This is a genomic window from Bacillus cereus group sp. N24 (genome assembly GCF_016483345.1).
Taxonomy (GTDB): domain Bacteria; phylum Bacillota; class Bacilli; order Bacillales; family Bacillaceae_G; genus Bacillus_A; species Bacillus_A toyonensis.
Window position 1 is genome coordinate 101,312 of the sequence record NZ_JAEHCA010000012.1, and the last position, 16,320, is coordinate 117,631.

Below are 16,320 nucleotides of genomic sequence, written 5' to 3' on the forward strand. Positions count from 1 at the left end.
AAATAAGCAGGGGCACTTCTTTTTATTTTAGATGATAGGAGAAATGTAAAACTGTATTTACTGAAATTTTACAACAAATTTACATTGCACCTTATTAGTGATAATATTAATGTTGCGTTCAAATTTTGAATGTATTATCGATGTTATGGGGGACCACATATGCAACATATGATTGATATATTAGAAATTATTAATAAAGAACCACATTTAAGTCAGAAGAAAATTGCAGAACGTAGTGGGATATCTACCGGAAAAGTAAATTATATTATAAATGATTTGACGAAAAAAAATTATGTTGTTAGTGAAAAAAATGGAAAACATATAAGCTATTATGTGAAAGAACAGGGTCTTAAATTTTTGCAGAGCGAGTTAGCTACACTGCAGCAAAAAAAGATCCGTATTCATCAGCGAGAGTATAAAAAAGTGAAGCAAGCAGTTATTCTTGCGGCAGGAAATCGTAAGGAATTAGGTAAACCATCTGGGTTATTATCCATTGGTGATAAAATACTTTTAAATCGAAATTTAGAGATATTACACAATAACGGAATTGAAAAAGTTGTTATTGTTTCTGGGTATAAAAAAGAAAAATTTGCTTCTTGGAATAAAGAGCAAGGAGTATACTTTGTAGAAAATCCGAAATATAAATGGACAGGCTCTATGGCTTCACTTTCAAGTGTTCAAAGTTTAATTACAGATGATTTTCTATTAATTGAAGATGATATTTTAATAGAAGAAGATGCGATTTCTCAATTGCTACAATATCCGGAACGGGACTGTGTATTGATTACGAATGAAAGTGGTTCTGGTGATGAGGCATTTGTAGAGATTCAAAATGGGAACTTGTATAAAATTTCGAAAGATGTTCATCAATTAAATCGTATTGATGGCGAGATGATTGGAATTTCAAAACTTTCTTATGATGTTTTTCTTAATATGTTGGAGTTGTTTAATCATAATCAAAATCCGTATGTGAATTATGAGTATTTACTTCTTGATGTTGCGAGAACATATGATATTGGGCATATCAAATTACAAAATATTGTATGGGCAGAAATTGATACAAAACAGCAATATGAAGTTGTGAGGAATAAAATTTACCCTCGTTTATTGAGAAAAGAAGCAGAGTTTAAAGAAAAACAAATTAAAGGCCACGTTATGCAGGCTTTAAATATTTCAGAAGATGCTATTACAAATATTCAACCATTTGGTGGTATGACAAATACGAATTTCAAGGTAAGTGTCGGGGATTCAGAATATGTACTTCGTATTCCAGGAAGCGGTACGGAAGAAATGATTAGTCGTCATGATGAAATGGTGAATTCTAATTTGGCAAGTGAGCTAGGAATTGACGCTGAGCTTCTATACTTTAATGAAGAAACAGGTGTTAAGTTAGCGGAGCTTATTTCAAATGCAGAAACATTGAATCCGAAAACGGCGCGACGTAGCGATAATATGCAGTTAACGGCAGCTATTTTGAAGGAATTACATGAATCAAGTGCAGCGATGAGTAATACGTTTAATGTATTTGAGAAAATTGAGCATTATGAAGGTTTATTAAGTAAATCAAATGGTTCAAACTTTGCTGATTATAAAAAGGTAAAGAAGCAAGTTATGCGATTAAAAGCAATGTATGAGAAAATGGATGTTCAGTTAACACCTTGCCATAATGATACTGTTGCTGAAAACTTTGTGAAAAACGGAGAAAACAAGATGTATTTAATCGACTGGGAGTATGGCGGCTTGAATGATCCGATGTGGGATATTGCAGCGCATAGTTTAGAGTGTGAATTCTCAGCTGAAGATGAAGAGTTATTTTTAGATTACTATTTTAATGGAAAAGTAGAAGAAATGCATCGACAAAGAATCTTATTAAATAAAATTTTCCAAGACTTTTTATGGAGTATTTGGACAAAGATTAAAGAAGCAGCGGGTAGTGATTTCGGAACATATGGAATGGATCGTTATACGCGTGCAAAAGAAAATTTACAGTTATTTTTAGAGTACTATGGAGGATACCAGTATGAATCGAAAGCAAAGTAGAGGGATTTTTTATGGTGTGTTCTCCGGATTTGCTTGGGCTATAGATACGGTTTTAATTGGAATTATATTATCCTCGACAGTTATGTTGGAAACGGAGCAAGTTATATTCCTTGCGCCGCTTGTTAGCACCTTTTTACATGATTTTATGTCGACATTGTGGATGATGGTTTATATGGGACTTAAAGGTCAATTACGAACAGCGCTTTCTAAATTAAAAACAAGAAGTGGTCGTTTCGTAATGTTAGGTGCTTTAATGGGCGGACCTTTAGGGATGACGTTTTATGTATTAGCCGTAAAGTATATAGGGGCTTCGTATACGGCAGCAATTTCAGCCATATATCCAGCCGTTGGAGCATTTTTTGCATTTATGTTTTTAAAAGAACGTTTACGCTCTTGGAATTGGTTAGGACTGGTAATAAGCATTAGTAGTATTATTATTCTTGGCTTTACCGGTGATGGATTTGCAACACAAAACTATATGTTAGGTTTTATTTTTGTTTTGATTTGTATTATAGGTTGGGGATTAGAATGTGTGATTTGTGCCTACGGTATGAAGGATGGGGAAGTTTCTCCAGAAGAGGCGTTGCAAATTCGCCAACTTGTTTCGTCTGTAACATATGGACTGATCATTTTACCGACATTGGGCGGGCATTTTTTAACGAAAGAAGTTATGGTAAGTAGTGAATTTATCTTAATTATCTTTGTGGCGTTAATTGGGACAGCTTCGTACATTTTTTACTATAAAGCAATCCATGAACTGGGCCCAACGAAAGCTATGGGGCTGAATATTACATATTCAGCTTGGGCGATTTGGATTTCTATATTAGTAATGGGAACACCATTTTCTTGGAAATTAATTATTTGTTGTTTATTCATTATTGTAGGGGCTGTTTTAACAGTTGCGGATGCAAATGAATTTATTAAGAGAAAGAAATATAGAGGAGAGGTAGCATGAGAGCGATTTTATTAGCAGCTGGTATGGGGACACGCTTGCGCCCATTAACATTAACGAAACCAAAGTCATTAGTAGAGGTAAACGGGAAACCGATGCTAGAACGACAAATTGAATATTTACAAGAGATTGGTATAGATGAAATTATTGTTGTTACTGGATATTTATCGGAAAAATTTAATTATCTTGTTGATAAATATGAAAATATACGTCTTGTATATAACGATAAATATAATGTGTATAACAATATTTATACGATGTATGTAGTGCGTGAATATTTGGCAGATGCGTATGTGGTAGATGCTGATGTGTATTTACATCGTAATATATTTATTGAAAAACCAGAATCATCTTTATACTTTAGTGCAAGGAAAGAAGATTTCCGCAATGAATGGATTATTAAGCATGATGAGAGCAAGAAAGTGTACGATATTGAAATTGGTGACGGTCATGATGATTACATTTTATGTGGCCTTTCCTATTGGTGTAAGGACGATGCGGATTATATCGTAAAAGAGTTAGAAAAAGCAGTGGAGCAAGAAGACTTTAGTGAGCTGTATTGGGATAATATTGTGAAAGATAATATTGGTCATCTGAATGTTCATTTATATGAAATTGATAGCAATGCCAGCTTTGAAATAGATTCTGTCGAGGATTTAGAGAAGGTTGAAGAGAAGCTTGCCACTTTAAGAAGTTAGTTGTCGTTACGGTTCACATTATATTATTTTAAATGAATGTTTATGGTAAAATATAGGTAAGCATAAAATGTATGAGAGAAACTATATATTTGTTGTATTGAGTATAGTAGGAGGAATAACATGAGTTCAATTTTGGTTTGTGGCGGAGCTGGCTACATCGGTTCACACGCTGTGAAAAAATTAGTAGATGAAGGTTTATCTGTAGTAGTAGTGGATAACTTACAAACAGGTCATGAAGATGCCATTACAGAAGGCGCAAAGTTTTATAAAGGAGACCTTCGTGATAAAAGTTTCTTAAGAGACGTCTTTACACAAGAAAATATTGACGCGGTTATGCATTTCGCGGCTGATTCTTTAGTTGGTGTTAGTATGGAAAAACCTCTTCAATATTATAACAACAACGTGTATGGCGCACTTTGCTTATTAGAAGTAATGGACGAGTTTAAAGTAGATAAGTTCATTTTCTCTTCTACTGCGGCAACTTACGGCGAAGTAGATGTGGATCTTATTACTGAGGAAACTGTAACAAATCCAACGAATACGTACGGCGAGACAAAATTAGCAATTGAAAAAATGCTTCATTGGTATAGCCAAGCGTCAAACTTAAAATATAAGGTCTTCAGATACTTTAACGTGGCTGGTGCAACTCCAAATGGTATTATTGGGGAAGATCATCGTCCAGAGACGCATTTAATTCCTCTTGTATTGCAAGTGGCGTTAGGTCAACGTGAGAAAATTATGATGTTTGGTGAAGATTATAATACACCAGATGGTACTTGTATTCGTGATTATATTCATGTTGAAGATTTAGTAGCAGCTCATTTCTTAGGACTTAAAGACCTACAAAACGGCGGAGAAAGTGATTTCTATAACTTAGGAAACGGTAATGGTTTCAGTGTAAAAGAAATCGTTGATGCAGTTCGTGAAGTTACAAATCATGAAATTCCTGCTGAGGTAGCACCGCGTCGTGCGGGAGATCCAGCACGTTTAGTTGCTTCTTCTCAGAAGGCGAAAGAGAAGTTAGGATGGGATCCTAAGTATGTAAATGTGAAAACAATCATTGAGCATGCTTGGAATTGGCATCAAAAACAACCGAATGGATATGCTAAGTAAATATAATAAGTGAAAGAGAGGGTATTGTCGTTCAACATATGTTCGACAATATCCTCTCTTTTTTTGTATGATTTTTGCTATACTAAACTGTACTATAATACAGGATGGAAGGAGGATAAGGATGAAAATACTTGTAGTTGATGATGAATCGAGTATTCGTAATTTGATTCGAATGCAGTTAGAGATGGAAGGATATGAAGTATTAGTAGCGGCTGATGGTAGAGAAGCGCTAGAAAAGTGGAAGGAAGGACCGGATGTATTAATTTTGGATGTTATGCTTCCAGATACAGATGGGTATGAGTTACTTCGCTTGTTCCGTGAAAAGGATAGGGATATTCCAGTACTTATGTTAACTGCAAAGAGTCAGATGAATGATAAATTGCTCGGCTTGCAACTTGGTGCGGATGATTATGTAACGAAGCCTTTCAATTATGCGGAGCTCATTCTTCGTGTGAAGAATATGAGTCGGCGTGTGAAGAAGGAGGAGGTCACTGCAAGCCACGAAGTAATTCGAGCTGGAGAGTTAATAATTTGTCCTAAGGAAAGAAAATTGCATGTTAGTGGACAAGAGATTCAGTTAACGTACCGAGAATTTAATTTATGTCAGCTGTTTGTTTCAAATCCACAGCGTGTATTTATGAGAGATGAGTTACTCGAGAAAGTGTGGGGCTTTGAGTATATCGGAAATACGAGAGCGGTTGATATTATGGTGCAAAGGTTGCGTAAGAAGCTTGGTACGAGCGGAGAATATATTAAAACAATTTATGGCGTTGGCTATAAGCTGGATTGTTAAGTGGTGATAATATGTCGTTAAAACGGAATATGGTATTTGGAATAGTTGGATTGTTGATTCCAATTCTTTTTCTTTTGTATACGGTTGTTTATATTTCACTAGAGAAGAATATGTATCATAATGCAGCAGATTCTCTTGAGAAGTTAAGTGTAGAGGCACAAATTTATACGATGAATTATTTAGAGAAAGAAGCAGAAATCGAGACGTTAGGTCCGAATTCGCTTTTAATTGCTTCGTACTTAGCGAAGCGGATGGATGTTCGTGTACAGATGATAGGAAAGAATGGAGATGTTGTTGCAGATACACAAAAAGGAGCGTTACTTCATCGAAATATTGATATTGAGAGTTCTTTGAAGGGTAAGAAAGCTTATGTTTTTGCGGAAGGAGAGCCAGCACCTATTCTTTTGTTTTCAAGCCCGGTTTATTATGGAAACGATGTCATTGGGAGTATTCGTTTTATAGATGAGTTAACGGGTGAGAAGGAAGTTTTAACAAATGTGAGCTGGACTTTTTTAATGACATCTCTTTGTCTAGTGGCTGCAGGTATTTTCTTTGCGGTTCGTTTAGCTAGGTCTCTTCATAGGCCAATTGATCAGTTGAGACAAATGGCAAAGCGACTTGCGAATGGCGATTATGAAAGTAAGATTGAGCTAAATGAGTATGTGGAAATTGCACAGCTTTCAGCATCCTTTAATGCGATGGCTGATGGAATTGAACTGCATATTAAGCAATTGAAGGAAGAAAAAGAGAAACAGAAAGATTTCTTGGACCGTATTACGCATGAGTTGAAGACACCACTTACGGCAATTATCGGTTATGTTGATTTAATTCCGAAGTTACACTCGAAGGAAGATGTGCAAGAGAGTCTCCGGTATGTAGCTGTAGAAAGTGAGCGTCTATTATCACTTGTAGAGGAATTACTTAAGTCTTCAAAGTACGGGAAGAGTACGTTTGAAGTGTCACCTACAGTTGTGAATATAAAAGAATTAGCCGAAGAAGCAGTTTCAATTGTGAAACCTCGTCTGCAGCAATTTGAGATTGAAGTAATAAATGAGTTAACGGATGTACATGTCGTTGCGGACTTTGATAAGACGAAGCAAATCTTCTTAAATGTACTTGATAATGCGATTAAATATAGTGATGCTACGCAAATTCGCATGAATGTAATTGTAAGTGAGCATGAGGCGAAGGTTTTTGTTCATGATGATGGTATCGGTATAGATGAGGATGTACTTGCCGAGTGGAATGGGTCTCCAGGAGGGAAAATGCTTCCTTCTAGTTATGGGAACGGCTATGGTTTGTATATTTGTCAGGAGATTATGAATAAGCAAGGCGGAAGTATGCGAATTGAGAGCAGTGAAGAGATTGGTACTACGATATTTATTACATTTTTGCTTCCAAGACGAATGGAAGACATAAAAAACTTGAAAGCGGTTAAATGATACATTTATGAAACAATTATGCGGTATTTTCGAAACAACGTTTTTTTATCTTGGAGGTAGGCAGAAATGAAAAGGCTATCATTTCAAATTCTTATGTTTGTCTTTTGTATCATTGTTTCTCTTGTTTTGTTTTATGTTGTGGAGAAACAAACATATAATCGAATCACAATTGTGAATGACAAACAAGCCGTTTTACAAAGAGTGAACGAATCTCTTCCAATTGAAGTGAAAGTAAGACATGAAAAGTGGGGAGAAATTTTTGTAACGGATGAAGTTCGTTTACATACAATTGTTTCATTCTTTGACCGAATTCGAATAGAACCGAGAGAGGCAGAGAGCCAAGAACAAGTATTTACTGGAGAAGTAACGTACTTGAATGGACATAAGCGTACTTTTGCAGTAGGTGACTTGTTCCAGTATGAGGCGAACGTATACGGAAAGAAGGGCACTGATCCGATGATCTCGGCATTTCAAACGTATTTGTTAAGCCTGTATTACACGCCCGAGCGTATTAGTGATTTCTTCGCTTCAGCAAAGGATATCATAGTACGCCAAGGGAATGTAGTACGTACTATCAATCTTACGCACATGCTTGATTCTATTCGGTACGCAAAACAAATTACAGATTACGGAGAAATTCAGAAATTATTACAATCACAGAATGAACCGATTGCTTATATTACAGCTTATAAATCAGGTAAGCATGTAAAGAATGAGCGTGAAGATATTCTTACGATTTCTGTGTATCCATCGTACTTTGTTGTGCAATACCTCGGTGATAATAACGGGAATGTCATGTATATGAAAGGCTCTCTAGCAGAGTTATTCGTAAAGGAGAATGCGTCATGAGAAAGATAGCCTTTTTCTTCTTTTTGCTAGTAATTGGAGGAGCGATGTCTAGTTGCTCTCGAGATACAACCTCTATTAAATATAATAAAAGTGGTCTCCCTATTTTGGATGATCGTCATCTTGTTGCATATGTAGCGGCCCGTGAGGAAGTTGGTGAGGCATTGCTTTCATCATTTTGTAAACCGCGTGGATGTACGTATGAATTTATTCGTCTTTCGACAGAAGAACTTCTTCGAAGAGTGGAAGAAGAATCTGGAAATCCGAAAGCGGATATTATTATTGGCGGTACAGTAGATGCACATCAAATGATGAAGCAAAAAGATCTGTCTATTCCTGTGACGAGCCAGCATGCGAATCGTATTTCAAAAACTGTTAAAGATAAAGATGGTTATTGGTACGGTTACGAAGTAGAAAAATTGGCAATCGCAATTAATAAAGAGCGGTGGAACGAAGAAATAGCACCGCTTGGCCTACCGTATCCATCCAGGTGGCAAGATTTATTAAACTCTGCGTACACAGGAAAGATTGTTATGCCAGATCCAAATGTTTCGGGTACTGCATATACGTTTTTTCAATCACTTATTGATACTTTAGGTGAAGAGGAAGCGAAGGCGTATGTGAAGCATCTTGCAGGACAGGTTGGAGAAGTAACAGTGAATGGTTACATACCAGCGGAACTTGTGGCAAGTGGTGAATATATGATAGGCATCAATTTTATGGGAGATCAGAGAATGCTTCAAAAACGAGGCTTTCCTATTTTAAGTAACGAACCTGAGCAAACGGGTTTGTCTGTCAATGCGATTTCGAAACTAAAACGTGCACCGAGTGGTATTATTGCGGATTTATTTATTGATTATTGTTTATCAGAAGAAGCGGGTCACATTTTAGAAAAAGTTTCGTTTGGCGTACCAACGATGTTTGCGAAGAATGAGAAAGAAATAGAAGGACAGCCGGTTAGAAGGACGAACCAAAATATATCAAATAGTGGAATAATCGAGATATGGAATAGACAGCGTCTCTCTCAAAAGTGAGAAAAGGAGACGAGAGTATATGTTTAAATGGCTTAAGCCAGCACCTGCAATTGAGAGATTACCAGCGGATATGATCGCGAAAGTATATACGTTACTACGTATTCGTGTGCTAATCGGAATCTCTGTTGGATATGCTGCTTATTATTTAGTACGCAGTAACTTTACGTTATCAAGTACGTATTTAGTACAAGAATATGGTTTTAGTACAGCTGAAATTGGACTACTAGGTTCAGTAATGGCGATTGTTTATGGATTTAGTAAGTTCTTTATGGGGAATTTATCAGATAAAGCTTTTGCCCAGCGCTTTATCGCAGTCGGATTATTCTTATCAGGGCTTGTAAATATTTGTTTCGGGTTTGCATCTTCATTTGGAATGATTGTTACATTACTTGTCCTCAACGGTATTGTACAAGGTATGGGAGCACCACCTTGTAGTATCGTTATGACGAAATGGTTCTCAAAGAAAGAACGCGGTACGAAAACAGGTATTTGGAATATTTCACATAACGTTGGCGGAATGCTTGTGCCACCACTTGTCGGAATTGGTGTAGGTATTTTCGGTGAAAGTCATTGGCAAGGCGGCGTGTTTATTTTCCCAGCGATTATCGCAATGGTAATTTCAGTTCTTGTTTGGATCAATGCGAAGGATACACCAGAGTCTGAAGGTCTTCCTCCAATTGATGAGTATCGTAATGACTATGAAAATCTTGAAAAAGCAGATAATGCTAACAAGATGTCACCAAAAGAGATTTTAATGAAATATGTAGTGAAAAATAAATTTGTATGGTTCTTATGTATTGCGAATGCATTTGTTTATTTAATTCGTTTCGGTGTTATTAACTGGGTTCCACTTTATTTAACGACAGTTAAAGGTTTTTCAAAAAATGAAGCACATGCAGCATACGCAATCTTTGAAGGTATGGCAATTCCAAGTTCATTAATCGTTGGTCTTTTAAGTGATAAATTATTTAAAGGGAAACGTATGCCATTATGTATTATTAGTATGGTTGGAGTTGTTATTGGTACGTTTGTATATTGGCAAGCAACTAGCGTACTTGTTGTAAGTATTGCAGTTTCTATTATCGGATGTTTAATTTACGTACCACAGTTCTTAATCGGTTTAAGTGCGATGGAATTAGTACCGAAATTTGCGGTAGGTACGACAGTTGGTATGTGTGGTCTGTTCGGTTATGTGGGCGGAAGTCTTGTAGCAAACGCAGCAATTGGTGTTATTGTTGATCGTTCTGGCTGGGATGGTTGCTTTATCTTACTATTAACAGGTGCAATTTTATCAACAGTCTTCTTGTTCATCGTTCAACGTGGACATGAGAGAAAAGATCCTAAAGCGGCGTAATATTTTGTTTGAAAAGCTATTCAATTTTTATATTGGATAGCTTTTTCTATATAATATAATATTTCCTTAAATCTATCTTAAAAGACAAGATGTCATATTTCTAATCATTGGAATTTTTGTTACAATATAAATGGATGTGTAAAACTTTGTAAAAATAATGTAATAATATGTAATGTATTTTCAGAAAGTTTTATACAATTTTTATATTAAACTATTAAGTTATAAAGGGAGAGAGAATATGTTACCAAATACGGTTCGTACTCCAAATAAGAAGAAAAAATGGATTATTATCGGAGTTATTGCACTAATTGTTATTGTGGCAGCAGTTAATATTTTTATTATGCAAGGTAAGAAGAAGGGCGCATCAACAACGGCTGATGCTGTAAGTTTTGAGAAAGTGACAGAGCGTAAGCTGAATAATACGAAGTTAGTTTCTGGTCAGGTGAAGCCTGGGAATATTGAAAGTTTCTATGCGGATCCGGCCAAAGGAAAAGTGAAAGATATTGAGGTAAAAGAGGGACAAGAGGTAGAGAAAGGTACGAAGTTATTCTCTTATGATAATGAAGAGATTAATCTTCAAATGAAGCAAGCTGAGCTTGATCAGAAGATGGCAGATATGCGTTATGATCAAGGGAAAAAGAAGATTGATTCGCTCAAGAAAGAAATTAAGAAGGTGAAAGATAGCGGAGCTGGGAAAGAAGTAACAGATCCGATGGAAGAGCAAGTAAGTGAGTTAGAAATAGCGCAAAAAACAACTGACCTTGAGAAAGAGAAAGGGAAGTTACAGAAAGAAGAGTTAAATAAAAAGCAGAAAGAGCTTACGATTTATAGTAATTTTGCTGGTGTTGTTCAAAAGTTAGATAAAGATGCGGCGCAAAGTTCATCTCAAGCGTTAGGTGGACAAGGGAAGGCATTTTTACAAGTTGCTTCTAAAGACCCGTTCCAAGTTCAAGGGACTTTAACAGAGCTTCAGAAGTCACAAATCCAAAAGGATCAAACATTCACTGTAACTGCGAAAGCAAATAATAAGAAGAAGTGGACAGGTAAGATTACAGAGGTAAGTGAATTCCCAACGAGTGCAGAGATGGGTCAAGCTGGTGGTGTAGGTGAGGCAACTCAAAATATGTCCCAATATACATATAAAGCAAGTCTTGATAGCCAAGACGGTTTATCTCCAGGTTACCATGTTTCATTACAAGTAAACTTAGAGAATAAGACGATGATTGCTGTTCCAAGTAAGAGCATTGTAGAAAAAGACGATGATGCATTTGTTTATATCGAAGAAAAAGGAAAGCTTCGTAAACAAAATGTGAAAAAAGGTGCTACTGATGGAGATTGGACAGAGATTACTGAAGGCGTAACAGTGGGGCAAAAGGTGGTTAAAAATCCTTCCGACAACGTGTATGACGGAATGGAAGTGAAAGAGAAATGATTACGCTAAATAATATTGCTAAGACGTATTATCAAGGGAAGCTTGCGGTACCGATTTTGCATGGTATTAGTTTAACGATTCAGAGTGGTGAGTTTGTTTCGATTATGGGGCCTTCTGGTTCTGGTAAGTCAACGCTTATGAACATTATTGGTTGTTTAGATCGTCCAACAGAAGGCGAATATATGCTGAATGATGTGAATATCTTAACAGCAGACGAGTCAAAGCTCGCTTTAATTCGTAATGAATATATCGGCTTTGTATTCCAGCATTTTAATTTACTGCCGCGTCTCTCTGCGGTGGAAAATGTTGAACTTCCGCTCGTATACGGCGGCGTGAAGAAAGCAGAACGTCGTAAGCGTGCCTTAGAGGCGTTAGGTAAAGTTGGATTAGCGGACCGCGTACATCATTTACCGAATGAATTATCAGGTGGACAGAAGCAACGTGTAGCGATTGCAAGGGCAATTGCGAATAACCCAACGTTCATTATGGCCGATGAGCCGACTGGTGCGCTAGATACGAAGTCTGGTGAGCAAGTTATGGATATTTTTACGAAGCTTAATGCAGAAGGTACGACAATTGTTATGGTTACGCATGAAGAGGAAGTAGCGGCTTATTCGTCTCGCCGCATTGTACTGCGAGACGGGAAAGTTACAGAAGATAGAAGGTGTGCAGTATGAGTTTACTAGATAGTATGAAAATTGCCTTATCGTCTATTTTAGCTCATAAACTACGCTCGGCCTTGACGATGCTTGGGATTATTATCGGTGTAGGCTCTATTATTACCGTCGTTGCGATTGGGCAAGGCGGGGAAGCTGCATTGAAATCTCAATTTGTTGGATCAGGTAATCAAACGGTTCCGATTCATTATAGTGCTGATATGAATGATCCTTTTGGTATGGGGATGGTAGAAGCACCGAAAATAACTGAAGAAGATATTTTTGAAATTAAAAAAATTCCAGAAATTTCACATGTTGTAACAACAAATTCAAGTATGGAACCACTTGATATTGAAGATAAAGTAGAAATGGTGAGTATTACTGGATTAGACAGTGAGTATTTTTCAGTAAATAAAGTAAAGTTGTTAAAGGGACGTTCTTTACAAGAATCAGATGTGGATCAAGGTAATAACGTTGTCATGATTAGTAAACAAATGGAAGAAAAGGTATTTAAGGATACCAATCCAGTCGGTAAAATTATTGAAATGAAGGGTCAACCGATGCAAATTATCGGTGTCTACAAATCAGATAACGAGTTTATGGGAATGGGGCCATCAGAAGCACTAATTCCAATTTCATTATGGCCGACACTGTATGGAAAAGATGAGATTCAAAATATTTCTGTTCAAGCAAAAAATGTAGACAACTTAGAAAAAGCAGGTAAAAAAGCTGCAGATGTCTTAAACAGTCGTAAACCGAGTGATGCAACTGGTAAATACGAAGTTATGAATTTAAAAGAACTTCAAGAAGGTATTTCAAAGATGACCGGTATTATGACGATGATCATCGGCGGTATCGCTGGTATTTCACTAGTCGTTGGTGGTATTGGTGTTATGAACATTATGCTCGTATCTGTAACAGAACGTACGCGCGAAATTGGAGTACGTAAAGCACTTGGAGCGACGCGTAGTAAAATTTTATTACAGTTTTTAATTGAAGCAGTTATGTTAACGCTTCTAGGTGGTTTAATCGGGATTGGTCTTGGGTATGGCGGGGCATATATCGTTTCCACATTTGCGAAGTGGCCACCGCTCGTTTCATGGGAAGTTGTCGTTGGAGGAGTGCTATTCTCTATGACACTTGGTATTGTTTTTGGATTAATTCCAGCAAACAAAGCTGCGAAATTAGATCCAATTGAAGCATTACGTTATGAGTAATTAATAGTGTAGTAGAACTACACATTGCCGTTCTAGTGGGCGGTTCGTAGCCTCTTACAATGAGGAAGTGAACCGCCCGTTAGAACGGGTTATATAAATAGAAGGAGGCGTTATAATGGAAGCGAATTTGAATACGCAAAAGGTTGAAGGAGAGAAGCCATCATTATTTGGAATGATTACTTCTCCTGGCTTACAGTTTGAGAGAATGAAGGCGAGCGAGAAAGTTTGGGGTATGTTCTTTTTAGTTGCGTTGTTACAAGGGCTTGTAGGTGGTTTGACAACATATGTTGTGAACACGTCACCTGAAATGATTAAAATGCAGAAAGAATTAGGCGAACTTGCTGGTAAGAGTTCAATAACATCAGAAGTTATTTCTGGAATTGGATCTGGTTTTGTTGGAGCGATGATTGGAGCATTATTTGTCGCAGCTATTTATAAAGTATTTATGATGTTCTTTGGAAATGATACGTCTTATAAGAAGTTATTAACGATTGTTGTATATGCTAATATTATTCTTATTATTGGTGGACTTATTAATGGTATTATAGCCCTAATTTTAGATGGTGGAGCAACCCAGTATACAAGTTTAGGACCATTATTTGACCAAGGTTCACTTGCATATGGAATAGGTAATACAATTGAATTGTTCTATTTATGGAATTTAGTTTTAATTTGGTTGGGATTACAAGTTACAGCTGGATTAAGTAAAGTGAAAGCAGCTATTCCAATTATTGTTTTATTCATTATTAAAGCGGCATTCTTAGCTGCATTTGTTGTGTTAATGGCAAAAATATTACCAAATATTCCTGTATAATATGATCTGACAAAAAAGGTGGCTCTCTAGAGTCACCTTTTTTATTTTTACCCTTACTTCAAATACCACCAACAAAATTTCAAATACTGCCTAGTGTAATTTCAAATTCCTTCGGTAGTATTTGAAATTACTCACAGTGAAGTCTCTTCTTTATTTTTATATTGTAAAGGTACCGCGGAATAACAAAGGGGTATACCTTTTAGAAATAGGTACTATGTGAAGCCAGCGACTTTTACAGAGACGGTTGTTTTGTATGAGGGAATGATTGTAAATCAAATAAAAAAGTTAAGTATTTATCAAGATCATGAAGAGTATTATCAATGTGGTTTAATTGGTCTTTGGTATGCGTATGAAAGATATGAGGAGGGGAAAGGAAGTTTTCCTGCTTATGCGGTGATAACGGTACGTGGTTATATATTGGAAAGACTAAAGAAAGAATGTGTAATGCAGGAGAGGTATGTGTGCGTCGGAGAGTACGATGAACAATTTGAGTCTGAAGAAACGGGAATGAGAGCACAGGATTTTATGAGTGTGTTAAATAAGAGGGAGAGACACATTATTTCGGAACGATTTTTTGTAGGGAAAAAGATGGGTGAGATAGCCTGTGAAATGGGAATGACATATTATCAAGTGAGGTGGATATACCGGCAGGCACTTGAGAAAATGCGAGATAGTGTAAAGGGATAAAGAGAATAAGTAGAATGGAAGATAAGAGAAAGATCACCTTCCATTCTATTTGTTTTAAGATAGTAAATGTGGCATGAGGTTTTATGAGTGTAGTGAATCTTGCATGTTCATTTGGGATAAAACATATCCAGCTTTCCATAATTGCTGACTTAACTTATGGGAACTAATTTGTATCGTTACGGTAAATCCGTTTGAGAAATGAATTTTGGCTTTCTTCGTTTTTTTGAAAAACTCTATTGTATGGATATGCTTGTAGAATAACCAAATACAGTTTGGAGAAGCAGGAGATTCTGTTGGAAAAGCGCAAATATATTCCTTATGATTAATTGGAATCGGAACGTTTTGTTTGAATTTAAAGTTTGCTTGAACTGCATTACGTCTGCCCTGATAAGTAGAATAAACATCTGTTAGACAAGATTTCTGTATGAGCTGGAGAGCGGTTTGGCGGGAGTAAAGGTGCTTCCCGCTACTGTCGATAATTTTTGTACGGTAAGAGGGGTGCTTACATGGCTCTAACATCATTGTAGAACTAGAAATAAAAATATCATTTTCATTGTTCATTAGTATAATGCCTCCCTTGTAATTTTTATTCTGAATATAATTATATATAAATTTTGTAAAGTCACTATTAATATTCTGTTTTATATTGTAAATTTTAGTTATTCGTTTACAATCAACAGATGATAGTCTTTCTAATTTGCATCGCTTGTACATATATATGAAAATAGAAAAGAATAGGCGGTGATATAGCATGAAGAAAAAGTATATTATTATAGTTCTAGCTGTTGTTCTCCTAGTTTATTTAGCAAATAGTAATCCGAGTAAAGGAGAATATACGGATTGGGCAGCGAAGCAGTTTATGAAACGTAATGATGTGAGTAAGAAGCTAGATGAGGTTCAAAAAGAAAATGAAGAGGGTCTTCTTGGCGATTTAGCATCGGCAGGTAAGAAGTTGGCGAAAAAGTATGTTGAGCCACAAGTTGGATTATTAATCGACCATTATACAAAGCGAAATGATTATATTTTCTTCTCAACATATACGACCGATTTCGATTTAGGTGGAGAAAATTATAAATATGTATGCGTCGGTTTTTCAAAGATTTTTATTCCGATTGAAATGCCGAAGAAAAAAGACGAATCTGCAAAATAATGCAGATTCGTCTTTTTCGTTTATTCCGCTATTTGCGGGTAGTAAGACTCCTACCTCAAAATTCGGCTGGAGAGAAGAAGTTAGTTGGGAGC

Annotated in this window: 16 protein-coding genes; 15 read left to right on the forward strand and 1 reads right to left on the reverse strand. The window is 36.4% G+C overall.

Annotation, left to right across the window (positions count from 1 at the left end; all coding sequences use genetic code 11):
• Positions 1-159: 159 nt before the first annotated feature.
• From JDS95_RS18050 to JDS95_RS18115, 14 genes are all read left to right on the forward strand, one after another.
• Positions 160-2,040, forward strand: a complete 1,881-nt coding sequence (locus JDS95_RS18050) for a phosphocholine cytidylyltransferase/choline kinase family protein (protein WP_001164442.1) — start codon at positions 160-162, stop codon at positions 2,038-2,040.
• Complete coding sequence (locus JDS95_RS18055; protein ID WP_001080586.1) at positions 2,021-2,995, forward strand: DMT family transporter; 975 nt, start codon at positions 2,021-2,023, stop codon at positions 2,993-2,995. The genes JDS95_RS18050 and JDS95_RS18055 overlap by 20 nt, the downstream gene beginning before the upstream one ends.
• The gene (locus tag JDS95_RS18060) at positions 2,992-3,690 is read left to right on the forward strand and encodes a sugar phosphate nucleotidyltransferase (RefSeq protein WP_001201615.1); all 699 of its coding nucleotides are present in this window, start codon (positions 2,992-2,994) and stop codon (positions 3,688-3,690) included. The genes JDS95_RS18055 and JDS95_RS18060 overlap by 4 nt, the downstream gene beginning before the upstream one ends.
• 120 nt (positions 3,691-3,810) lie before the next feature.
• A complete protein-coding gene (galE, locus tag JDS95_RS18065) occupies positions 3,811-4,803 on the forward strand; it encodes a UDP-glucose 4-epimerase GalE (RefSeq protein WP_000095039.1) in 993 nt (330 codons plus the stop codon).
• A 121-nt stretch (positions 4,804-4,924) separates the two neighbouring features.
• Entirely contained in the window at positions 4,925-5,596 is a 672-nt protein-coding gene (locus tag JDS95_RS18070; protein ID WP_000699588.1) for a response regulator transcription factor, read from the forward strand.
• An 11-nt stretch (positions 5,597-5,607) separates the two neighbouring features.
• Positions 5,608-7,038 (forward strand): sensor histidine kinase, encoded by a 1,431-nt coding sequence (locus JDS95_RS18075; protein ID WP_000054068.1) that lies wholly within the window; start codon positions 5,608-5,610, stop codon positions 7,036-7,038.
• A gap of 66 nt (positions 7,039-7,104) precedes the next feature.
• On the forward strand, positions 7,105-7,887 hold the full coding sequence (locus JDS95_RS18080; protein WP_000826598.1) for a DUF3919 family protein: 783 nt from the start codon (positions 7,105-7,107) through the stop codon (positions 7,885-7,887).
• Positions 7,884-8,918: an ABC transporter substrate-binding protein gene (locus tag JDS95_RS18085; RefSeq protein WP_001225622.1), complete on the forward strand. Its 1,035-nt coding sequence runs from the start codon at positions 7,884-7,886 to the stop codon at positions 8,916-8,918. Before JDS95_RS18080 ends, JDS95_RS18085 begins: the two co-directional genes overlap by 4 nt.
• A 19-nt stretch (positions 8,919-8,937) precedes the next feature.
• Entirely contained in the window at positions 8,938-10,272 is a 1,335-nt protein-coding gene (pgtP, locus tag JDS95_RS18090) for an MFS transporter (RefSeq protein WP_000477572.1), read from the forward strand.
• A 238-nt stretch (positions 10,273-10,510) separates the two neighbouring features.
• Complete coding sequence (locus JDS95_RS18095; RefSeq protein WP_000937338.1) at positions 10,511-11,704, forward strand: efflux RND transporter periplasmic adaptor subunit; 1,194 nt, start codon at positions 10,511-10,513, stop codon at positions 11,702-11,704.
• Positions 11,701-12,381: an ABC transporter ATP-binding protein gene (locus JDS95_RS18100; protein WP_000631624.1), complete on the forward strand. Its 681-nt coding sequence runs from the start codon at positions 11,701-11,703 to the stop codon at positions 12,379-12,381. The genes JDS95_RS18095 and JDS95_RS18100 overlap by 4 nt, the downstream gene beginning before the upstream one ends.
• Positions 12,378-13,577, forward strand: coding sequence for an ABC transporter permease (locus JDS95_RS18105; RefSeq protein WP_097837591.1), 1,200 nt, complete (start codon positions 12,378-12,380; stop codon positions 13,575-13,577). The genes JDS95_RS18100 and JDS95_RS18105 overlap by 4 nt, the downstream gene beginning before the upstream one ends.
• A 115-nt stretch (positions 13,578-13,692) precedes the next feature.
• Positions 13,693-14,391: a YknW family membrane protein gene (gene yknW / locus JDS95_RS18110; protein ID WP_016107266.1), complete on the forward strand. Its 699-nt coding sequence runs from the start codon at positions 13,693-13,695 to the stop codon at positions 14,389-14,391.
• Between the two features lie 216 nt (positions 14,392-14,607).
• Positions 14,608-15,078 carry a sigma-70 family RNA polymerase sigma factor gene (locus tag JDS95_RS18115; RefSeq protein ID WP_000801309.1) on the forward strand — a complete coding sequence of 157 codons (471 nt, stop codon included), beginning with the start codon at positions 14,608-14,610 and terminating at the stop codon, positions 15,076-15,078.
• Between the two features lie 81 nt (positions 15,079-15,159).
• On the opposite strand, the gene JDS95_RS18120 is transcribed toward JDS95_RS18115, so the two are convergent.
• Positions 15,160-15,639, reverse strand: coding sequence for a competence protein ComK (locus JDS95_RS18120; protein ID WP_001058458.1), 480 nt, complete (start codon positions 15,637-15,639; stop codon positions 15,160-15,162).
• Between the two features lie 190 nt (positions 15,640-15,829).
• Between JDS95_RS18120 and JDS95_RS18125 the strand changes: the two genes are divergently transcribed.
• A complete protein-coding gene (locus JDS95_RS18125) occupies positions 15,830-16,228 on the forward strand; it encodes a DUF4359 domain-containing protein (RefSeq protein ID WP_000731398.1) in 399 nt (132 codons plus the stop codon).
• Positions 16,229-16,320 lie beyond the last annotated feature (92 nt).